Genomic DNA, 20,352 nt, shown 5'->3' with positions numbered 1-20,352 from the left:
CTCCCCATCTCCCCCTCTCCCCATTTCCCTCGTGTCACTTACAAAAGCGGCAACCCTTTTTCTTGCAGATCCCCCTTTCGGATAAGATTAGATACGCAGCAACCAATGAGGACAGGATGTTATGAGTCAAGACGACATTTTTGCCAGAGTCAAGAAAATTGTGGCCGATCAACTCGAAGTCGATCCGAGCGAAGTCAAGCCGGAAGCCAACTTTGCTAACGATTTAGGAGCAGACTCCTTAGATACAGTAGAGCTAGTGATGGCTTTGGAAGAAGAGTTTGATATTGAAATTCCCGACGAAGCAGCCGAAGCAATTACCACGGTTCAAGCTTCTGTAGATTTCATCAGCAGCAAACTTGCAGCTCCAAAAGCATAAAATACCTGTCTTTTCCCCTAAGAGGAGAGAAATTTAAAAACTAAAAACTCCTCTTTTGTTCTGCGTTCTGGGTGTTTAATTTTTTGAAACTGAAATCATGACAAATTTAGAGCGTAAGCGCGTTGTTATCACGGGTCTCGGCGCGATTACACCGATCGGCAATACCTTGTCCGAATATTGGGACGGGTTGCTGGCGGGGAAAAATGGCATCGGCCCGATTACTTTGTTCGATGCGTCGCGGCACGACTGCCGGATTGCTGGAGAGGTCAAGGGTTTTAACCCACACGACTATTTAGAGCGCAAGGAAGCAAAGCGGATGGATCGCTTTGCTCAATTTGGGGTATCAGCGAGCAAACAAGCTCTAGCTGATGCGAAGTTTGAGATTAACGACCTGAACGCAGAACAGGTGGGTGTCATTCTTGGCACTGGCATTGGCGGGCTGAAGGTTCTCGAAGATCAGCAAGAGATCTATTTGACTCGCGGCCCCGATCGGTGCAGCCCGTTTATGATTCCCATGATGATTGCGAATATGGCCGCGGGCCTGACGGCGATTCAAACAGGTGCTAAAGGTCCAAACTCTTGCACGGTGACAGCCTGCGCTGCTGGCTCGAATGCTGTGGGCGATGCGTTTCGCATGGTTCAGGGCGGTTACGCGCAAGCGATGATTTGTGGCGGTACGGAAGCTGCGGTGACACCTTTGTGCGTGGCGGGTTTTGCTGCGGCGAGGGCGCTTTCGACTCGCAACGATGACCCGACTCATGCTTGCCGTCCGTTCGATCGCGATCGTGATGGTTTTGTCGTCGGCGAAGGTGCTGGCATTCTGATTCTAGAAGAAATGGAACACGCTCTGGCGCGTGGCGCGAGAATTTACGCAGAAATCGTCGGCTACGGTTTAACCTGCGATGCGTATCACATGACATCCCCAGTACCGGGGGGCGAGGGTGCCTCGCGGGCGATCGCTTTAGCGCTCAAGGATGCTGGTTTGACACCGGATATGGTGAGTTATATCAACGCCCACGGCACGAGTACGCTTCCCAACGACTCTACTGAAACGAAGGCGATTAAGAAGGTTTTGGGGGAAAGCGCTTACAAAGTAGCAATTAGTTCTACCAAGTCAATGACCGGCCATCTTTTGGGCGGTTCTGGGGGAATTGAGGCGGTGGCTGCGGTAATGGCGATCGCCAATGACAAAATTCCGCCGACAATCAATCTGGAGAATCCCGATCCAGAGTGCGATTTAGACTATGTTCCGCATACAAGTCGCGATCTAAAAGTTGATGTAGCGCTGTCGAATTCCTTTGGATTTGGCGGCCACAACGTGACACTGGCCTTCAAGAAGTTTGTTCCGTAACCGGAAGTCAGAAAGTCGCAAGTTAGAAGGTGAAAAATTAATTTTTCACCTTTTATTTTTTTGAGATCAATTTTAGATTGGGCGCACTGCGACGAAGAAACCGGGTTTTTCACCAAATCTGCTGGCTACAGCGAATTATTTTCGTCAAAAACCCGGTTTCTGGCCACCCGCGCGTAAGTCATAAATTTGTTGGCATTGGCGGGATATCAGTGAAATTACTGCTGAGTAAATACTGCAAATCAAAGCTATTTCACTATGAAAATTTAGAATGTGTTGAGTGCGGCAGCAATATCAAAGATTACTTGACAAGTCAAGGAATTCATGGAAAGCGCATAAAACTGTACACAGGAGAGGCAATAGCTTGGAACGGCAACATTTACGATCGTAGCTTGCCGGGAGAGGCTATTTCAGTGAATGGTTGTCATGAAGGAATCGCTATTATCAACAACATAGAAACTATTTTTGACAACCATTTAGCTTATTCTGCCGGCAATAACTCCAACCGATATCGGTACAAAGCCACAGGATGCCCCCCAGCAGCAAAATAATCCGGGTCTTGCGGCGACAAATAAATCGCTGTCACCTGATCCGCCTCGATTCTTTTACTCGTAGAATCGCGATTTTCCGCGCTTCCAACTACTCGATAAGCCGTTGTTGTTTCTACCTCGTTTAAATAAATATCCGTCTCTCCCCGAAATACTTGCTGAGAAATTTCTGCAGACACAAACTCATCGGGATTCGATGTTTGGGTGCCGCGACTGGTAACAATCGAGATTAGTTGGCGATCGCCTTTGAGTATGGTAATCTGGCGGTTGGGATTGTTCGGATCGACTTTCACCGAAAGTACGCCGCCGTCGCCTAAATAGGCTTTGGCGATGTTCAAACCGTTAAAAGCGCGATCGGCCACAATCTTCTTAGCTAGCTTAGATTTATAATTAGAAAAAAAACCAGTATTTATTTCTGGTTGAAATCGCACTTTAAATAATACCGGCTGCTGCAAATACTGGCGGTTGCTTTCAAATCCGGGCGTCACAATATTTGGCGCTAAAGGAGCGGCTAAATCTACTAAAGTGCTAGCAATATTCCACTCGCCAGCCATCCAGTCTGGATACACTAAATCTCCCTTGGCTGCAGCAATAGCAGGTTTGCTTTCCCAATTGGGAAAAGTGGAAATGCGATCGCCCAAAACTCCCGCCTGCGCCCCGCCACCCCACAAAATTAACGCGCAAACCAAACAAAAACCCCAAATTAATTTCATACTAAATGATATTCAAACAGCTAATTGTATCTATTAATCAAAAAGGTTCGTAGTGAGGAGTTTAGTCCTAATTTTTGCGAACTAAAGTCGTCACTATGAACCTTTTTTAGTCAGGAGTTTTGGGCTATTTTGCAGACTAAAGTCCGAACGATCGAACCTTTTTTATTGTTGTTTAGCTTGAAAGTGTTTCAACCGGTGCTGGCTCCCAAACTTCACCGTATTGTTCTTTCAATTCGTGCCAATTTTCTACTTGTCCCGGTTCATATTCTCCCGGCTTTCCCCACTGCAAAAATGCGCTCAAAGCAGCCTCATTTTGTTCGTCTAAAAAACGAATTGCATAGGTGGTGAAATTGCCTCTTTTTGCCTCGCCAGTCTCAAATTTTACTTGTTTGATTTTGTCCATATTCAAGTGAAATTCAAAAATTTCGGCGTGCATATTTGCATACTTACCCTTGGGCAACTCTGCGTAAAACAGCTTGTGTATTGAACCGCGCACTTCCAGCACTGCCGCGCTGCTAGTCACGATTAAACGCAGTGTCCCCAATTTTTCGCAAGCTTCTAAGAATTCTTTAAGAGTCGCAGTCATATCACTTTGGGATTTTGGATTTTGGATTTTGGATTAAATCGAAAAGAAGCAAAGGTTAGTTGGAAAGCAGGAAAATTAATTAGATAAAAAAGGATAATTCTTTCTTCTTCCTTCTTTCTTATTCCTTCTTCCTTCTTCCTTCATTCATTTTTCGTACATTTCGTAAGCAGCGACAATCCGCTGTACTAACGGGTGTCTCACCACGTCTGCTTGAGTGAATTCGCAGAAAGCTATGCCTTCAACGTTTCCCAGAATATTTTGAGCAACTGACAATCCCGACTGTTGGTGTGCGGGCAAATCTGTTTGAGTTAGATCGCCGGTGACTACCATTCTCGATCGAAAGCCGAGACGAGTCAACACCATTTTCATTTGAGCCGGAGTCGTATTTTGAGCTTCGTCCAAAATGACGAAAGCATTGCTGAGAGTGCGCCCCCGCATATAAGCTAAAGGAGCTACTTCGATCAGGCCTCTTTCCATTAAATCGGCCATTTTGTCGGGTTCGATCATTTCTTGCAAGGCATCGTAAAGCGGACGCAAGTAGGGATCGACTTTTTGCTGCAAATCTCCGGGCAAAAATCCTAATTTTTCGCCAGCTTCTACGGCTGGCCTGGTTAAAATCAGCCGTTCGTACTGCTTGCTTAATAGCGCTTGTACGGCGAAAATAGCTGCTAGAAATGTTTTGCCAGTACCCGCCGGGCCGATGCAAAATGTCAGGTCGTGGGTGCGTACTGCTTGGACGTACTGGCGCTGCTTGAAGGTTTTGGCTCTGATTTCTTCGCCGCGGCGGGTTTTGGCGAGCACGTCTCGCTGCAAGTTTTGTAAATCTTCTTGGCGGTTGCTATCCAAAGCTTGGCGCGCTGTTTGGATTTCTACTCCGGTAATGGTTTTGCCCGCTTTCCAGAAGTCAGAGAGCGATCGCACTAATTGATGACACAATTCTACTTGAGTTTTTGTGCCAGAAATCAGCAGTTCTTGCCCTCGCATTACCAGGTTAGCGCCGGTTTGCTTAGAGATAATTTTCAAGTTTTCTTCTTGATTGCCGGCCAGCGAGATAGCGCTTTGAGTGTTCGGCAACTCAATGGTTAGTTTTTCAGTCATGCCAGCATGAGCTCCTCCAAATAAGCAATTGTAGCAGTGGATAACAAACAGCACACAGCAAACAGCAAACAGCAAACAGTTATCTATGGGAATCAAACCATTTATCTGTAACGATTATAGTTGTGATTCGTGAGGTTATATCAATTCAGGTTGCACACCTCATGATGTTAACTGTTAACTGTTAACAGTCAACGCCTGAATTTACTATTCTGATGCTAACAGATTTGATATTATTTACGTTCGCGCCAGATTTAACGGTTGCTAGAAAATTTAACTATCGATGGTTAAATTAGCTGGCTTTTGCGAACAAAAAGACGCCAGGTACTAAGTTTTACCTAGTATCTAAGGCGTCTTTTCTGTTTAAATGAATGAGTTTGGTGCTTGCGGCACAAATCAAATCTCCCTTCTTTGAAGTCACACAACTTGAGATTTTAGATTGTAGATTCTTCGACTTCGCTCGCGAACAAGTTTTAGATTTTAGATTTACCTGATGCTGCTGAGATTTGAGATTGAAAATTTTAGATTTGTGTCCGATCGCAAAATCGGCAATCTAAAATCACAGGGGGCTTGTAATACCAAGCCTACAACAGGCAATCTAAAACCTAAAATTGTTTTTGGATTTTGCAGTTAATAACCGGGAGTATTTCTGCTCGTTCTAAACGTAGGTGTGTTAGTACGGCGAGGTTGTTCTCTCGGAGCTCTGCTAGGTAAGGGAGTCGGCGAGGGAGGCGAAGTTCGGGGTCGGAAATCTCCTCGATCGCGCATACCGCGATCGCCCCTGGGCGGCCCGGAGCCTCGATCGCCTCCTTCGCTATCGTATACGTCTAAGTAGAGCGACTGACCCACAGTTTGCGCCACCGCTTCGAGGGTAGTTCTAATTGCCTGAATATTGCGTCCGCCCCTACCATAAACCCGCCCCTTGTCAGGATCTTCAAAAGCGAGCCTTACCCAGACGCGAGATTGGCGGGGGTGCAGTTCGCAATCAACCCGCAAAGAGTCCGGCGACTCCAGAAAAGGTGCAATTAAAAACTGTATCAGTCCAGCATAGTTAGGGCTAGCTGACTGCTGTTGTGCTGCTGGACTCAACGTTGGCTCCGGCTCCGACTTGTTCAAATACATTAGCTTTTCTCAGGATGTCACGCACGGTGTCAGTTGGCTGAGCGCCTTGTTGGAGGCGCTTGACAATCGCTGGAACATCCAGCCTGGTTTCGTTATTTCTGGGGTTGTAGAAGCCGAGTTCTTCTAGGGGACGGCCGTCGCGGCGGGTAGAACTGTTCATCGCTACAATCCGGTAGCTGGTCTCGCGTTTTTTCCCGTATCTTTTCAATCGCAGTTTGATCATCTTCTTGCACAATAGTCCTGGCTCAATTGTGACATACTCCAGGCCAGAAATCTCACATTATGCTCTGGGGCATTCACAGCAACTGTTGACTGTTGACTGCTGACTGTTGACTGTTGACTGTTGACTGTTGACTGTTGACTGTTGACTGTTGACTGTTGACTGCTGACTGTTGACTGTTGACTGCTGACTGTTGACTGCTGACTGTTGACTGTTGACTGTTGACTGTTAACTGTTAAGAGGGTTGGCACTCTTGGCACCGCCCCTACCTACTGACTACTGACTACGGACTAAGGACTAAGGACTACTGACTACGGACTAAGGACTACGGACTAAGGACTACGGACTAAGGACTAAGGACTTCTTCAACCTCCGAGCAAAATATCGCTGCGATTTGCTGCCCCCAAGGCCGGTCTAGCGCCGTCAATGTGCGGTGTAATTGCTAGCGGGAGGGCCGATGCTGTTCCCCACTGCTGCACCAGCTTTTGCAAAAATATATCTTGCTGCTCTCTCAAAGAGTCCCAATCGGTGCCGCGATTGATAATTGCAAACCAAACTAAGCCCCGATCGCGCGTGGGTATGGCTCCAGCCAAAGCAATCACCGTGTTCAAAGTACCAGTTTTCACCACAGCCGATCGCGGAATGTGTCGGTGTTCTAGAGTTCCTTTATCGCGCCCAGACACCGGAAACAAGTCAGCAATCGTCAGCCCTGTAGTCTGAAGGTTGCGCCCGATCGCCTGCATCATCGCGCAAGCCGCCCTTGGAGACATTTGATTTTCGACTCCCAAGCCCGAACCGTTAATTAATTGAAGTTCCGCCTGTGGCACCCCAGCAGCCCAAGTCGCTTGTTGCTGAACAACTTTTGCCCCGCCCAAATTGTCGGCCAGCATTTGGGCAATTTCATTGTCGCTGTGGACGTTCATCTGCTTGAGAATTTCGGCTAAAGGAAGCGATCGGCGCTTCAACAGCAAACGCCCGGAAGCGGGAATTTTTTGAGCGATCGGGCTGCCGGCGATCGTTACTTGCGGCTTTCGGGTGCCCGGAGCCATCTTAGAATACATTGCCAGCAGGTCTGGCGACCAACTGCGACTATCTAGAGCCTGTCGCATACCCTCCCCCGCAACCAGAGGATCGGACTGGTAGTTCATGGGAAAATTGCCAGTTACGACCAAATTTCCCGCCACGCGATCGATACCCATTTGATTGAGAGCATTACCCACGGCGATCGCCTCCTCCCACACAAACAGCGGATCGCCCCCGCCAGCGATCACCAAATCCCCCTGCAACACCCCATTCCTAATGGGCCCCGTTCCCCAAAACCGCGTTTCAAACTGATGATCCGCGCCCCAAGTTTCTAGGGAAGCCAGAGAAGTCGCAATCTTTGTCAGGGAAGCCCCAGGCATCAGCACCGTCCCCTGCTGACTTACCAGCGGCAGCATTCCCGCTTGCACCCAAATTCCCTGATTTCCGTCGATGAGATGCTTCGCCTTCAAATCTTTTAAATATTCCTGCACGGCAGCTTCTGCGGGCAAGTCTGGATTGGCCACATCTATTTTCCCAAAAGCCAGCTCTTCGGCTACCACTAACCCGGGAATCCCTCCCCGCCAAGCCAGCACCGACACGGCGTTGGGCGCGGCACTGCGTACCCCAGCCATGTCCAGCCACAGAGACATGATTCCCGAGCTAAATAAATCCAGCATTTTTTACTCCTAAGTCAGTCAGTCGATTTTAGATTTTAGATTTACGCTCCAGCATTCAATCTGGGAGATTGAACAAGAGTATAAAATTGTGGGCGGCTCACCACGAGTGGAAGCAAGTATCCGTTTTTCGGCGGGGCGCACAGTCAACTATTCGGTTGAGTTTTTCAATTTGCAGTCAAAAAAGTAAAGTAGGGACAAAACAAGCTCTCTCAGAGTAGTAGGTAATGACAATTGTCCGATCGGGCGCGAGCAGATTTTAGTGATTTATTCGCTTTTCTGGATTCAGACTCCAGATCCGCAAAAAACCGATACCCTGCGCCCGACTGCTGAAGTGAATGCTCCCAAAATTTTAAAGCCTAGTTCCTCCACCCAGATTCAATACTGCAAGTCAATCTAAAATCTAAAATCTAAAATCTAAAATCTAAAATCGACTGACTTCCTGGTAAAATTTTTAATGTTTCTCAAACATTGGTCAATGGGATCGACACGCGCAAGAATTGCAATAGACGCTATGGGTGGGGATCATGCCCCCGCCGAAGTTGTAGCTGGAGCGCTTAAGGCACAGGAAGAATTAGGCGTCGAGATTTTGCTGGTGGGCGACCCGCAGCAAATAGAAGAGTCGCTACGTCTTCAAGACGCAATCGGCCGCGTCTGCAAAGGTCAGCTAGAAATCGTTCCTTCTGAAGGAACGGTAGAAATGCACGAAGAACCTTTAAGTGCCCTCAAACGCAAACCCAAGGCTTCGATTAACGTAGCCATGAACTTGGTAAAGCAGCAGCAAGCTGATGCTGTGGTGTCCGCAGGTCACTCCGGCGCGGCGATGGCTGCGGCCCTGCTGAGGTTGGGGCGGCTCCCCGGAATCGATCGCCCTGCGATCGGTGCGGTTTTGCCGACAATGGTATCGGGCAGCTCCGTGCTCATTCTCGATGTTGGCGCTAACGTGGACTGCCGCCCCAAATTTTTGGAGCAGTTTGCTCTGATGGGAACTATTTACAGCCAGTGCGTCCTGGGCGTAGCCGAACCAAAAATCGGTCTGCTCAATATTGGCGAAGAACCTTCTAAAGGTAACGACGCGGCGGTACGCACCCATCAATTATTGGTGGACAATCCTCACATTCCTTTTGTAGGCAATGCCGAAGGCCGCGACGTGCTGTCGGGGAAGTTCGACGTGATTGTCTGCGACGGGTTTGTAGGCAACGTGTTGTTGAAGTTTGCCGAAGCGGTGGGCGAAGTCGTGGTGCAAGTGCTTAAGGAAGAATTGGCAGCCGGACTCAAAAATCAAATTAGTGCTCCCCTCCTGCAAGAAAGCCTCAAGGGGTTCAAGCAGCGGGTAGACCACGTTGAACACGGCGGCGGTTTGCTGTTGGGCGTTGCTGGAGTTTGCATTATCAGCCACGGTTCGTCTCAAGCTGCCTCGATTTTTAATGCCATTCGTTTGGCGAAAGAGGCTATTGACAACCAAGTGCTGGAACGAATTCGCTCTGAAAATCGCGAAACCGCTCTGGAACAAGAAGCTGTCAATTAGAGGCAGTAAGTAGAAATTAAAAATTAAAAATGTCAAATTAAACAATCTGTTTTGCTCGCTAAAAAAGTAATTTCAGTAGTTTAAAAAAGAAGTTTAATTTGTAATTTTTAATTTTTAATTTTTAATCTTTGAACTGAATAGCGAGTAAATGGAGAGGAATGTTGCAGCAATCAGGGTTCGGTATTGCCGTCACGGGGAGCGGTTCTTGTACACCGCAGGTTTCCCTTGATAATAACGGCTTGAGTCAGATAGTAGAAACTTCTGACGAGTGGATTGCGGCGCGAACGGGTATTCGATCGCGCAGGCTGGCGGACGATCGCACTTCTTTGTGCGATTTGGCAACCGAAGCATCCCGAAGGGCGATAGAAATGGCAGAAATTTCGCCTGCAGATATCGATTTGATTATTTTGGCCACCTCAAGTCCCGACGATTTGTTTGGCAGTGCAGGCAAAATTCAATATCAGTTAGGCGCAACAAAAGCTGTGGCCTTCGATCTGACAGCAGCTTGTTCAGGCTTTGTTTTTGGTTTAGTGACAGCCTCGCAGTTCATTCGGACAGGGGTTTATCAAAACGTTTTGCTAATTGGAGCAGATATTTTATCTCGCTGGGTGAATTGGTCGGATCGGGGTACTTGCATTCTATTTGGAGACGGTGCAGGTGCGGTGGTATTGCAAGCTTCCGAAGTCGATCGCTTTTTGGGATTTGAAATTCGCAGCGACGGCACGCAAAATGCGTCTCTCAATTTGGCTTTCAAAGCCGAATCAAAAGAATTAATTGAAGGCGTGAATATCGGAGTAGGCGGGTTTGGGCCCATCACAATGAACGGTCAAGAAATCTATCGTTTTGCGGTGAAAAAAGTGCCAGAAGTCATAGAAAAAGCTATGTTTCGGGCCAATGTCAGCGCGGCAGAAATAGACTGGCTGCTGTTGCACCAAGCCAATCAGCGGATTCTCGATGCAGTTGCTCAAAGGCTGAAAATTCCCCCGGAAAAAGTCATCAGCAATTTGGCAAATTACGGCAATACCTCAGCCGCTTCAATTCCGATTGCCTTAGACGAAGCCGTGCGTCAGGGTAAAGTTAAAGCAGGCGAGACTATTGCTGCTGCTGGTTTTGGTGCTGGTTTGACGTGGGGGGCGGGGATTTTTCAATGGGGAAGGTAGTACGATTTTAGATACTTCGGCTTAGGGAGGGTACGAGTTTTAGATTTTTGATTTGAGATTGGGGAATTACTGATGAACTATGGGTTGGGATCGCGGGCCGGCGGTTTCATTTTTTTAGGGATCTGGTATAATTTTGGCAGATTTCAACTTGCCAAGCGTGATTTTCGGGAGTGCGACGATTGAAAAATAAAAATTATTTACCTTTTTAACAGGTGATAAATAGGGTAATGCGCGCACAAAGCCGTACATTCTCCGACAGGAATTCTGGAAAAGTGTATGCTGCCATTGAAAATCCTCTATTTTGGGTTCGACTTTCCCCTCGTCGCAGGTGGAAAATTACGCTAGGGCGATCGATCTGAACTAAAGTAGCAAAAAAATATAAACCGAGTAAAAAGCGCAGTTATATGTTATAATTGTGAGTCGCTAGTAGATAGTTCGTGAACCGAAAGATAGCGGATACCAGCAAGCGAAATTAAAAGCGGGAAACAAAGAATTTTTGGAATCACTTTCTTAGCAACCACCAATTAGCAGATTACCGGAAAAATGACTAAAACAGCATGGGTATTTCCCGGACAAGGTTCCCAGGCGATCGGGATGGGTGCAGATTTATTAAACTTGCCAACAGCCAAAGCCAAATTTGAGCTAGCCAAAGAAATTTTAGGCTGGTCTGTCCCAGAAGTTTGCCAAAAAGAAGAAGCAAAACTATCTCGCACTCTCTACACTCAGCCTTGCTTGTACGTAATAGAAAGCATTTTGGCAGACTTAGTGCGAGAAAAGAGCGATCGGCCTGCAGTGGTGGCAGGTCACAGTTTAGGAGAATACGTTGCCCTCTACGCAGCAGGCGTGTTTGACTTTGAAACGGGATTGCGCTTGGTCAAACGTCGCGCCGAACTCATGGACACAGCCTCCGGTGGCAAAATGGTGGCTTTGATCGGGTTTGACAGGCAGCAACTAGAACTGCAAATTCAATACAGCCAAGACGTGGTACTCGCCAACGACAACAGCGAAGCACAAGTTGTGATTTCTGGAACTCCAGAAGCAGTAGAAGATTTGCTTGCCAAAATCAAAGTCAAACGCGCCGTTAAATTGAATGTTTCTGGTGCGTTTCACTCTCCGCTGATGGCATCAGTGGCGTCAGAGTTTCAACAAGCCTTAAAAGCGGCAAGATTTTCGGATGCTAAAATGCTGGTGCTCTCGAACTCAGAACCGACAGCGACTACCAGCGCGGCGACTTTAAAGCAGCGGTTGAACCAGCAGATGACTAAAGGCGTGCGCTGGCGAGAAATTTCGCTGCAATTGCCGCAACAAGGAATCGATCGCGTATTGGAAATTGGCCCCGGCAAAGTTCTCACAGGTTTGATCAAACGGACTTGTCCGGATCTAGACTTGGTAAATGTGAGCAGTTTTGCAGATGTACCCGCTTAATCGATTGTTAACGTTTAATTAAGTCGCAGGCTCTAAAATTGAGTTCGTTGGCCCGAAAAGTGACGAAAAATAAATAGCACAACAGGCAAATTTTACTGCGGCTTGTTGTGCAAAGCCGGTACGGGCGATCGACAAGGCTCGAAAATATCAATTGAAAATCTACGTTGCTAACCCCTTGGAGTGGGTTTTGTTTGTGTAGACGCGGCTTCCAACCGCAGAGAACCGGGATATTTTGGCTTGAGTTGATACCACTGGTGCGCCACCAGCACCCTAAAAACCTCAAAATACTGTTCAATTTTGATTGCTGAACTGATAGGCTAATATTCGATGTAATTTAAAATCTCAGGTTTTCCGTGAGCAAAAGTCGCGAACCAGTCGAAAGTTTACTTCTCTACTATTTATTCAAGTGGTCAATAGTCAGCCCCATGCTGCACCTTTACTTTCGGGGCCGCATCTACGGTGCCGAAAACGTTCCCGCAGAAGGGCCGCTGGTAGTAGTCAGCAATCACGCCAGCGATTTTGACCCGCCAATTTTGTCTAATTGCATGAGGCGGCCTGTCGCATTTATGGCGAAGGAAGAATTATTTAAAGTTCCTATTTTGAAGCAGGCAATTACGCTTTACGGTGCTTATCCAGTCAACCGGAAAAGTGCCGATCGCAGTGCAATTCGATCGGCTATCAACTCTTTGGACAATGGCTGGGCGACTGGTGTATTTTTGCAGGGAAGTCGCACGCCAGACGGCCGAATTACTGAACCGAAATTAGGTGCGGCGCTGATAGCTGCTAAGGCTAAAGCCCCGCTGTTACCTGTTAGTTTGTGGGGAACTCATGCGATTTCCATCAAAGGTTTGCTAGTACCGCAACCGGTGCCGTTAACTATACGAATTGGTAAAGTAATTGAGGCGCCCGGTTCGTCGGATCGCGAGGAGTTGGAAGCCCTGACTCAAAGATGTGCAAGGGAGATTAATGCGATGCACGATTTGGGCCGCTGATGTGCTTGCAGGTTCGATCGTTCGGACTTCAGTTTTTTCTTTTTAGCGGACTCGCATTCCACACTACAAACCTATTTTATGTCGGTTGCGCGCCCTTAACAAAAGCAACAGCCAAGGGCGAAATTTTTTCTGTAACTGCTGCAATAACTTGGCGGTCAAAGTCAGTCCAAACTCTGGGGCGATCGAAAATACAAGGCTGTAAAACCCCCCACAACCAGCCATCAACACAAAGATGAGCGTGAATCAAAGCACGATGTCCGAACTCTTTTGCTTCAAAATCTTTGTTGACAACTTCAGGATTTGCTGTTTCGACATCCTCAACAAAAATCGACTGTTCAGCTCGCAAGGCTGCTGCAAACAAAGGGTCTTTTTCCCCTAAAGATTCCGGTTCTTTTTTCCATTCGACAGTGGTAACATCGGGATAGTTCGAGTTGCGACACCAACAGTAAGCTGCTTTACCTGTTTGAGTTTTAGGATTGCGGAGATAAAGAAAAACGCGATCGCAATTTAACACTTCACCTAAGGCCGGCAGCAAAGCTGAAAAAACAGCATCCGCAGTCTTGCTGTTACTCAAAATTTGCTCCAAAAATTGCGGCATAATTATGTCAGTCATTAACTTTGGCGATTGAAGTTCATCTACTAATTTTAAACTACTATAGTATTTCTCAGAAATATCAGGTACTATCCGGGATAGGACATAGGCCTCCGTATAGGGCATAGGGCATACCTCACAACGCTTGAGAACCGCTATATTTCTGTTTTCTGTTTTGTTTTCTTCTGATTTTTTCTGTTTTTTTCAGCTCTGATTGCACATTTTTCATTAGCGTTTTCGTGGTTTGTTAAATTACGCTAGAGGAGACAAGTGTAAAAAGATTTAAAGCTTGCTCAATCCTGACATTTGTTTGAAAAACTTACGCATCGGAGTCAAGAAACCGGGGTTGTTTGACTATTATTGAAGGTTTTAAACAAATATTGTGGTGAGAAAACTCGGTTTCTGGCTACCCGTGCATCCCAGAGTAATTTATTCAATTCTGGCTTGGCTGAAGTTAGCACCGGTATAACCCGTTGTCAGCCAAAGAATGGCTCTAGCGCCGTCGCGAACAGCTTTTTCTACCGGTTCGGGGGTTCGCCCAGATGGAACTGCTACAGGCTTAAAACTAATGCCTCTACTGCCGAGCACGATTTCGCCGATAATCTCGGCTCGCCGCATATGATCGTCAGAAGTAATCAGATAGACGCTCTCAATCCCTCTAGCTTTCAATTCATCTACCAGCGTGGTAAAATTTGTTACTGTATCCACCGCTCTGTAGTCTAGGTGCAGGCGATCGGACTTAATGCCCGCTTCTGAAAATACCCATTCGGCGAACTCTGGATTGCTGCCAGAAGACACCCAAATTGGCAATTGAGGATGCTTCTGAGCAAATTTTGCCGCAAACACCTCTCGCTCCGTAGCCCCACCTAGAACTAGCAAAGCTTGGGGTTTCAGAAATTCGCTTTTAAGCTGGAGATAGCCAAACCAACACGCTATCACCAGCCCGACGAGGAACCAAAAACTGCATGAAGTCCTCAAACGCTTGTAACGCCGCGTGTTTGAATTGATTCTTAACCACATCTAAACCTATAAAAATTTTGCATAGCTGACAAAGGAACCATAACAAAAAATACCGCACGTACAGCCCACTAACAGGAATTAAAAATTAAGAATTTAAAAAAGGGTCAGGGGATTTTAGATTTTAGATTTTAGATTTTAGATTGAATAATTGAATCTATGGCTTGTGTTGGGTCTGGAAGTGGCGATTTTAGATTGAATAATTGAATCTATAGCTTGTACGGGGCGTACGTAGGTGAATTGGTTAGCGGATACGCACAACAAAAGGGCAAAACGAGGCTTTACCCTTGTGTTGTTAGCGGTTATGGATTTTTGAACGGGACTGGCCGGGTTCGAACCGGCGACCTAGCGCTTCAGATTTGTGTGAGTTTCCCCACTCTCCGGACTATTCCTTCACCATAGGCTTGCAGCCTTTAGGTGGTGGCCGTATGTTTAGGAGGTTTTATTGTGTTTTACTTCCTAAAGCCAGTCTCTGCACCTTCTTTACCTAAATTTAGATAAAGCTTGGCTCAAGATTACCTTATCTGCCGTCAGACTTAGGCTTCCTTGAGTTTGACCACATTCACTCCCAGAGTTTCCTCGCAGGGTGCCCGATTCTTCAGGAGGCGCTTGCTCTATCCATCTGAGCCACAGCCCCAGTTGCTGAACCGTTTTGATTATAGCAGCTTCCTGTCAATTTTGAGTTTTTTAATTTTTGATAATTATCGATCGCCCGCAGCCATTCTCCCGACAATGCGGGCAAAGTTTTCGGCTGCGGTGAGTGTGCCCGCGCCGTAACAAGCGCGCTGTCTCCATGCGGTGACGGGGAGATGTCCGGCAGGGGCGTTTTCGCCCCACGAGAGTTCGCTGTAATATTTCCAATTTTCCTTGACTCGCCAGCCGACTCGATCGCACAATTCTGTATATTTCCCCCCAACACTTTCCCAAATCTGATGCTGTACGGTCAATCCGAACCGCCCGCTGCTGTATTGTTGCCAAAGTTGGTCGATCGTGCGAAGGTCTGTAAGAGGAAACCCGTCAATATCGGCTGCACTCAGCCAGCCTTCATCTTCCCTGACAGCAATTTGCAGCAAGATTTCCCAAGTGTGTTCGTCAGCTTTGCGCCATTTTCCGGTTTCTAACAGCTTTTTGAGTTGTCGGTAATCCATCCCCACTTCAGAGATAGCCGGAGTTTGGTCAGGTATCGCGCCAATTTTTTCTTCGAGTCGGAGTAAAGTGTCGGCTATGAATTCGGGGTTTAGTTGTTCGAGGCGGTACAGAACCCATTCTAACTGAGATTGAATGTAGGTGCGGGCGATCGCACCTTGCTGCAATTCTTGTTGCAACTCGTCAAATCTGGCTGACCAATTTTGTTGATTGCGGGCCGATTCCCACATTTTTTTTGCCCACTGCAATCTAACTTGTTCTTGTTTTAAATAAGTTTTGGAAGGCTTAGGGCGTTGCGGGTAGGGAGTCAAATCCCAGCCGCAAATCGAGCAAAACTCGGCTTTTGCTTCTGTGTATTGGGCACCGCACACTGGACAGTTACACATAGCATTTGTTATTTGTTATTTGTTATTTGTTATTTGTTATTTGTTGTGTCCGGTCAATCACCTACAATCAAGGTTTGTAGTGAGGAATGCAAGTCCTCACTACAAACCAATTTTATTGTTGTCGAGCGGCCTTCTTTAATCCGATCGCCCGCAGTACAATACTCAACTAGACCACTTTAACAAGGCAAACGAATAGTAAACAAGCAGCCTTTACCCAACTCTGATTCTACATGAATCGTGCCACGGTGAGCTTCGACTATTTGGCGGCAGAGATGCAGTCCCAAACCCGTGCCCGATGTCTTGTGAGTTCCCGAACTAAACCTTTCAAATAACTTGGTTTGTTCTGCGGCAGAAATGCCAGGGCCGGTATCTTGGATTTGAATAATGACCCAGGCCAGCGGTTGATTTTTGAAGCTCGTATAAGCGGGGGAATTTGCCGCTGTTAAGCTGACATCTATGGAGCCGCTGTCGGTGAATTTGATTGCATTTCCGATTAAGTTTGTCAGCAAGCGGTGCAGCTCCAAACGATCGCCCGGATACTTCGCAATCGGAGCACTTTCTGCGCTTTCGCTCAAGTCTAAATTAACCGACAAATTTTTGACATCGGCTAGGGGAGCGAGTTCTTCAGCTACTTCGGTAATCAACTGGCGCAAGTCCACGGGAGCGAAACTGAGGGATTTGCGGCCTGCTTCGTAACGGTAGACTTCCAGCAGCATATTTACCAGCGCGATCAGGTTTTTGTTGCTGCGAACCATTGTCCCGAAAGCGTCGCTCATCTGAGGGGAGATTTCTCCCAAAGCTCCCTGCTGCATTAAAGTTAGCATTCGATCAGCAGCTACCAGGGGCGTCCGCAAGTCGTGGGCGAGTCTGGAGACAAAATCTTCGCGCTGGAGGGCGATCGAATTTCGTTCGTCTACGCTGTGTTTTAGCCGCAGGAGCGATCGCACCCGAGCTAGCAGTTCGTCCATTTCCACCGGTTTGCGGATAAAATCGTCTGCTCCCATATCCAATCCTTGGACTACGCTGGCGCTGTCGTGAGCCGTAATCAGTAAAATTGGGATAAAGGGCAATTCCTTGTTTTGTCGAATGCGCTTGGTGACTTCGTAACCGTCCATTCCCGGCATCATTACATCTAGCAGTACCAAATCCGGGGCGGACTTGTCAATTTGGCTCAAGGCAGAAAAGCCGTTATCAGCCGTGCTAATTTCGTAACCTTCTTCTTCAAGGATTGTCTGCACCAATAAAACATTATCTGGTGCGTCATCTACCACCAGAATGCGATCGGCTTTTGTGGCATTGGGAACAGATAAATAGTTCATTTAATGGTTGGCCTGGAAATAAATACTAACTTTAATGTGGTATCAGATTCATTTTTTCATATTTTTATAATTATCAACTCTGTCATAAGGAAGATATCAAAAATTATTCTAATCTTTTTAGATTTTAACACTCGGATATGATACAGTAGACTATTTTGTTGTCATAGTATGTACGCCGTCCCAATCGTCGGGCGGGGCTACTTGCAAATAACTGAGGGATCGCTGTAGGTGAACTTCCACAGGTCGATCGCCCGGTCGAATAGCTAAAGCCGCTTCAAAATAACTAATAGCTTTCGGAAAATTTCTAGCAATATAAGCATACCGACCGTTACTGTAAAGTTCCAAAAACCTTTCAGTTTCGCCGTCAAGGGGATCGGTACTATTTTGCAGCAGCTCGTAAATTCCCACAGGCTGATTTTTGCCCTTAACTCGCACCTTATCCAACTCTCGCACCCAAATTCCTTCGCGGCACAAATTGTAGGTAAATTCGCTCAAAATAATATCGCAGCCGTACTCTTTTGTAAGCTGTTCCAAGCGCGAACTCAAATTTACTGCATCGCCGATTACCGTGTAATCCATCCGTTTTTCCGAACCAATATTGCCGGAAACGACTTCTCCCGAACTAATCCCTATTCCGAAACGAAACGGAACTTCCGTGGGGCGAGAATCATTAAACTCTTTCAAACGCCTCCGCATATCTAAAGCCGACTGAACCGCCATCCAACCGTGACTTTCGGGAGGATTCAGCGGCAGGGGCGCGCCGAACACGGCCATTAAAGCATCGCCGATAAACTTGTCTAAAGTACCTTCGTAGTGGAAAACGGCCTCCACCATCGTCTCAAAATATTCGTTTAGCAGGGATACCACCTCCGACGCTCCCAAATTTTCAGTCAGCGTTGTGTAGCCGCGAATGTCGGAAAATAAAATAGTAACGTCTTTGCGTTCGCCCACCATCAGGGCTCCTTCGCCCAGGGCCATCACTTTATCTACGACTCCGGGAGTCAGATAGCGGTACATCGTATTTTTCATCCGCTTTTCGCGGCTGATGTCTTCGAGTACCACTAAACCGCCGCGCACGCCGCCTTCTGGATTGATCAGCGGGTTGACAGTTAAATTCAAGCTGCGTTCAATTATTTTAATTTGAGATTTCTTGATGGGTAAGGGACAATAAGGGTGATACCGGGCAGAATTCGGCAGCGAAAATAGAGATTGGGAGTTAGCTAATTCTGCTAGAGCTACTTCTTCAGTCCAGGCCGTGTTTTCGCCCCAAGCGTAATATAAATTCGGGTCTGTGCGATCGGGCACGGCCAAAATATAACTTTCTTCTGCTGTTTCTTCTGCGGATGCTGCAGAACAAAATGTTTTTTCCACCAACAGTCCCACGGTTAAACTTTGTTCGGGAACGTAATGTCGGGCTGCATGGTTGAGACTATCTTCGAGTCTAAATTGCAAATTATCGATCGGCAAAACTTCCCAAACATAACGATCGATCAGTTTTTCTTCCCAAATCTGGGGATGGTGTTTGCCTTTGGCTTGATTTGGGGGACAGCCCAACAATTCTAGCGCTGCTTCGTTAATTGTGACAATTCTGCCCTGCAAATCGGTGGAAATCACTGCATCTGACAGACTTTGCAGCATATCTTTTTGATACTGCTTTTCCACCATCACGTTCTGAAACAGTTGAGAATTTTGCAGCGCCATTCCGGCTTGGGAATTAAACGCTCGCAAAAACTCTTCATCGGAAGCGGTGAAAGTGCCTTGATTTTTATTAATTAGCTGAGTTACCCCGATCAGCTCACCTTTAGCGTTATGCACCGGCATACACAAGACAGTCCGAGTGCGGTATCCGGTTTGCTGGTCTGTAGATGGGTCAAAGCGGGGATCGTCGTAAGCATCTGTAATATTTAGGGGTTGACCGGTCGAAGCCACGTAGCCGGCAATTCCCTTATTGGCAGGAATGCGAATTTCGACGATGGTTTTACCGTCGGCTTTGGCGACTTTTGTCCAGAGTTCGTTGGTTTCCCGATTTAATAAAAATAGCGTGCTGCGATCGGCCTGCATCAAGTCGCGAGCTTGATCCATGACTGCGCGCAAAGTTGTTTCCAAGTCAAGACTTTGACCTAAAGTTGTGGTGGCTCTCAAAAGCGCGGCCACTCCTCGCTGATTGCGGGCGACAACGTAGAAAGACTGACAGCTTTCGAGAATAATCCCGATCGAATCTGCAAAAGTCTGAAACTGCTGTTCGTCTTCCTCGGTAAAGGGGACATTGCCAGCTTTATTTAACAGTCTGACCACCGCTACGGGTTCGTTTTGGCTCTTGCTGCTAAAAATCGGCATACAGAGGATGGTCTCGATTTGATACCCCGGCGGTTCGTCTACTTCGGAATTAAAATGCTCGTGCGATCGAGCTTCCGTGACATTGATCGATTTTCCGGTAGTTGCTACGTAGCCTAAAATGCCTGCATCCATAGGCAAGCGAACTTCTACATCTTCGCCCGTGAGCGCGTGGGCTCTTTTGTGCCAAAGTTGATTTTTGCTGGAGTCAACCAAAAAAATTGTTGTCCGGTCTGCTTGCAGAATTTGACCAATTTTGACAGTGAAGGCATCTAACAGTTGCTCTAAGAGAGTTTCGAGTGCGTCATTGTTAATCAGGTCCATCGCCCGGATAAATTGCTGAAATTCTGCCGTGATAAAGTCCAGCAAGCACACTAATTCAGGAACTGGCAGGCTCTTAACACGGGAGGTTAATGCCCCCATAAAATTGACTTGAGTCAGTGTAGCCAGAACGCTACCAGCATTGGAGAATGTCATGATTAACTGCTTGCTCAGAGGGGTAGACAGACCTGCTGGTCGATCGGTGCTAAATTCTGCGGCGGTGCAAACTATTTAAGTTGTTTGCTCCAAAAGCCTGTACTTGCTTGTAGCTTTGAGGAATCGCGAGTTTATTTTTTGGCCGCAACTTCAGTTGGCTTTTTAGATATGCTGGATCGTTTTTTTTACAATATCGATACCAATTTGGGTTCGTGAATTAAAGCTGAACTTGAGTGAGGAACACTGCCAGCTTCAAAATTAACTTGGAGGC

Annotated in this window: 19 protein-coding genes; 7 read left to right on the top strand and 12 right to left on the bottom strand. The window is 47.0% G+C overall.

What is annotated here, in order from left to right; all coding sequences use genetic code 11:
- Nucleotides 1-121: 121 nt before the first annotated feature.
- From acpP to IQ263_RS15270, 3 genes are all read left to right on the top strand, one after another.
- Nucleotides 122-376, top strand: a complete 255-nt coding sequence (acpP, locus tag IQ263_RS15280; protein WP_194068168.1) for an acyl carrier protein — start codon at nucleotides 122-124, stop codon at nucleotides 374-376.
- A 97-nt stretch (nucleotides 377-473) separates the two neighbouring features.
- Nucleotides 474-1,727 (top strand): beta-ketoacyl-ACP synthase II, encoded by a 1,254-nt coding sequence (gene fabF / locus IQ263_RS15275; protein ID WP_194068167.1) that lies wholly within the window; start codon nucleotides 474-476, stop codon nucleotides 1,725-1,727.
- Nucleotides 1,728-1,936: 209 nt separating this feature from the next.
- Nucleotides 1,937-2,275, top strand: a complete 339-nt coding sequence (locus IQ263_RS15270; protein ID WP_339384862.1) for a papain fold toxin domain-containing protein — start codon at nucleotides 1,937-1,939, stop codon at nucleotides 2,273-2,275.
- Here the strand turns inward: IQ263_RS15270 and IQ263_RS15265 are convergent.
- The 7 genes from IQ263_RS15265 to IQ263_RS15235 all read right to left on the bottom strand — a co-directional run bounded on the left by IQ263_RS15265 (nucleotide 2,206) and on the right by IQ263_RS15235 (nucleotide 7,708).
- Nucleotides 2,206-2,985, bottom strand: coding sequence for a DUF6816 family protein (locus IQ263_RS15265; protein WP_194068166.1), 780 nt, complete (start codon nucleotides 2,983-2,985; stop codon nucleotides 2,206-2,208). The genes IQ263_RS15270 and IQ263_RS15265 overlap by 70 nt on opposite strands.
- Nucleotides 2,986-3,157: 172 nt before the next feature.
- Nucleotides 3,158-3,571 carry a ChuX/HutX family heme-like substrate-binding protein gene (locus tag IQ263_RS15260; RefSeq protein ID WP_194068165.1) on the bottom strand — a complete coding sequence of 138 codons (414 nt, stop codon included), beginning with the start codon at nucleotides 3,569-3,571 and terminating at the stop codon, nucleotides 3,158-3,160.
- A gap of 144 nt (nucleotides 3,572-3,715) precedes the next feature.
- The gene (locus IQ263_RS15255; RefSeq protein WP_194010207.1) at nucleotides 3,716-4,669 is read right to left on the bottom strand and encodes a PhoH family protein; all 954 of its coding nucleotides are present in this window, start codon (nucleotides 4,667-4,669) and stop codon (nucleotides 3,716-3,718) included.
- 627 nt (nucleotides 4,670-5,296) lie between these two features.
- Nucleotides 5,297-5,788: a KH domain-containing protein gene (locus IQ263_RS15250; protein WP_194010206.1), complete on the bottom strand. Its 492-nt coding sequence runs from the start codon at nucleotides 5,786-5,788 to the stop codon at nucleotides 5,297-5,299.
- Entirely contained in the window at nucleotides 5,724-6,011 is a 288-nt protein-coding gene (gene rpsP / locus IQ263_RS15245) for a 30S ribosomal protein S16 (RefSeq protein ID WP_194010205.1), read from the bottom strand. Before rpsP ends, IQ263_RS15250 begins: the two co-directional genes overlap by 65 nt.
- Nucleotides 6,008-6,259: a hypothetical protein gene (locus IQ263_RS15240; protein ID WP_194068164.1), complete on the bottom strand. Its 252-nt coding sequence runs from the start codon at nucleotides 6,257-6,259 to the stop codon at nucleotides 6,008-6,010. Before IQ263_RS15240 ends, rpsP begins: the two co-directional genes overlap by 4 nt.
- A 114-nt stretch (nucleotides 6,260-6,373) precedes the next feature.
- Entirely contained in the window at nucleotides 6,374-7,708 is a 1,335-nt protein-coding gene (locus IQ263_RS15235) for a D-alanyl-D-alanine carboxypeptidase (protein WP_194068163.1), read from the bottom strand.
- A 475-nt stretch (nucleotides 7,709-8,183) separates the two neighbouring features.
- On the opposite strand from IQ263_RS15235, the gene plsX reads away from it, so the two are divergent.
- From plsX to IQ263_RS15215, 4 genes are all read left to right on the top strand, one after another.
- Entirely contained in the window at nucleotides 8,184-9,233 is a 1,050-nt protein-coding gene (plsX, locus tag IQ263_RS15230; protein WP_194010202.1) for a phosphate acyltransferase PlsX, read from the top strand.
- Nucleotides 9,234-9,391: 158 nt separating this feature from the next.
- Nucleotides 9,392-10,393: a beta-ketoacyl-ACP synthase 3 gene (locus tag IQ263_RS15225; protein ID WP_194068162.1), complete on the top strand. Its 1,002-nt coding sequence runs from the start codon at nucleotides 9,392-9,394 to the stop codon at nucleotides 10,391-10,393.
- A 543-nt stretch (nucleotides 10,394-10,936) separates the two neighbouring features.
- Entirely contained in the window at nucleotides 10,937-11,818 is an 882-nt protein-coding gene (gene fabD, locus IQ263_RS15220; RefSeq protein WP_194010200.1) for an ACP S-malonyltransferase, read from the top strand.
- Between the two features lie 353 nt (nucleotides 11,819-12,171).
- Nucleotides 12,172-12,810, top strand: coding sequence for a lysophospholipid acyltransferase family protein (locus IQ263_RS15215; RefSeq protein ID WP_194068161.1), 639 nt, complete (start codon nucleotides 12,172-12,174; stop codon nucleotides 12,808-12,810).
- A 76-nt stretch (nucleotides 12,811-12,886) separates the two neighbouring features.
- On the opposite strand, the gene IQ263_RS15210 is transcribed toward IQ263_RS15215, so the two are convergent.
- From IQ263_RS15210 to IQ263_RS15190, 5 genes are all read right to left on the bottom strand, one after another.
- Nucleotides 12,887-13,528 (bottom strand): GAF domain-containing protein, encoded by a 642-nt coding sequence (locus tag IQ263_RS15210; protein ID WP_228050076.1) that lies wholly within the window; start codon nucleotides 13,526-13,528, stop codon nucleotides 12,887-12,889.
- A 303-nt stretch (nucleotides 13,529-13,831) separates the two neighbouring features.
- Entirely contained in the window at nucleotides 13,832-14,422 is a 591-nt protein-coding gene (locus IQ263_RS15205) for a YdcF family protein (RefSeq protein ID WP_194068159.1), read from the bottom strand.
- A gap of 698 nt (nucleotides 14,423-15,120) precedes the next feature.
- Nucleotides 15,121-15,951, bottom strand: coding sequence for a GUN4 domain-containing protein (locus IQ263_RS15200; protein WP_194068158.1), 831 nt, complete (start codon nucleotides 15,949-15,951; stop codon nucleotides 15,121-15,123).
- Between the two features lie 176 nt (nucleotides 15,952-16,127).
- Nucleotides 16,128-17,270 (bottom strand): hybrid sensor histidine kinase/response regulator, encoded by a 1,143-nt coding sequence (locus tag IQ263_RS15195; protein ID WP_194068157.1) that lies wholly within the window; start codon nucleotides 17,268-17,270, stop codon nucleotides 16,128-16,130.
- 150 nt (nucleotides 17,271-17,420) lie between these two features.
- Complete coding sequence (locus IQ263_RS15190) at nucleotides 17,421-20,081, bottom strand: GAF domain-containing protein (protein WP_194068156.1); 2,661 nt, start codon at nucleotides 20,079-20,081, stop codon at nucleotides 17,421-17,423.
- Nucleotides 20,082-20,352 lie beyond the last annotated feature (271 nt).

This window comes from Tychonema sp. LEGE 06208, from assembly GCF_015207505.1.
Lineage (GTDB): Bacteria > Cyanobacteriota > Cyanobacteriia > Cyanobacteriales > Microcoleaceae > Microcoleus.
This window is presented reverse-complemented; position numbering and strand designations above follow the sequence as displayed.

Excerpts from the sequence above, each read along its gene's own strand:
- IQ263_RS15200 (WP_194068158.1), bottom strand. The coding sequence starts at position 15,951 with ATGTGTAACTGTCCAGTGTGCGGTGCCCAATACACAGAAGCAAAAGCC.
- fabD (WP_194010200.1), top strand. The coding sequence starts at position 10,937 with ATGACTAAAACAGCATGGGTATTTCCCGGACAAGGTTCCCAGGCGATC.
- IQ263_RS15195 (WP_194068157.1), bottom strand. The coding sequence starts at position 17,270 with ATGAACTATTTATCTGTTCCCAATGCCACAAAAGCCGATCGCATTCTG.
- IQ263_RS15210 (WP_228050076.1), bottom strand. The coding sequence starts at position 13,528 with ATGCCCTATACGGAGGCCTATGTCCTATCCCGGATAGTACCTGATATT.
- acpP (WP_194068168.1), top strand. The coding sequence starts at position 122 with ATGAGTCAAGACGACATTTTTGCCAGAGTCAAGAAAATTGTGGCCGAT.
- IQ263_RS15235 (WP_194068163.1), bottom strand. The coding sequence starts at position 7,708 with ATGCTGGATTTATTTAGCTCGGGAATCATGTCTCTGTGGCTGGACATG.
- IQ263_RS15225 (WP_194068162.1), top strand. The coding sequence starts at position 9,392 with ATGTTGCAGCAATCAGGGTTCGGTATTGCCGTCACGGGGAGCGGTTCT.
- IQ263_RS15250 (WP_194010206.1), bottom strand. The coding sequence starts at position 5,788 with ATGTATTTGAACAAGTCGGAGCCGGAGCCAACGTTGAGTCCAGCAGCA.
- rpsP (WP_194010205.1), bottom strand. The coding sequence starts at position 6,011 with ATGATCAAACTGCGATTGAAAAGATACGGGAAAAAACGCGAGACCAGC.
- IQ263_RS15205 (WP_194068159.1), bottom strand. The coding sequence starts at position 14,422 with ATGTGGTTAAGAATCAATTCAAACACGCGGCGTTACAAGCGTTTGAGG.
- plsX (WP_194010202.1), top strand. The coding sequence starts at position 8,184 with ATGGGATCGACACGCGCAAGAATTGCAATAGACGCTATGGGTGGGGAT.
- fabF (WP_194068167.1), top strand. The coding sequence starts at position 474 with ATGACAAATTTAGAGCGTAAGCGCGTTGTTATCACGGGTCTCGGCGCG.
- IQ263_RS15255 (WP_194010207.1), bottom strand. The coding sequence starts at position 4,669 with ATGACTGAAAAACTAACCATTGAGTTGCCGAACACTCAAAGCGCTATC.
- IQ263_RS15260 (WP_194068165.1), bottom strand. The coding sequence starts at position 3,571 with ATGACTGCGACTCTTAAAGAATTCTTAGAAGCTTGCGAAAAATTGGGG.
- IQ263_RS15265 (WP_194068166.1), bottom strand. The coding sequence starts at position 2,985 with ATGAAATTAATTTGGGGTTTTTGTTTGGTTTGCGCGTTAATTTTGTGG.
- IQ263_RS15190 (WP_194068156.1), bottom strand. The coding sequence starts at position 20,081 with ATGACATTCTCCAATGCTGGTAGCGTTCTGGCTACACTGACTCAAGTC.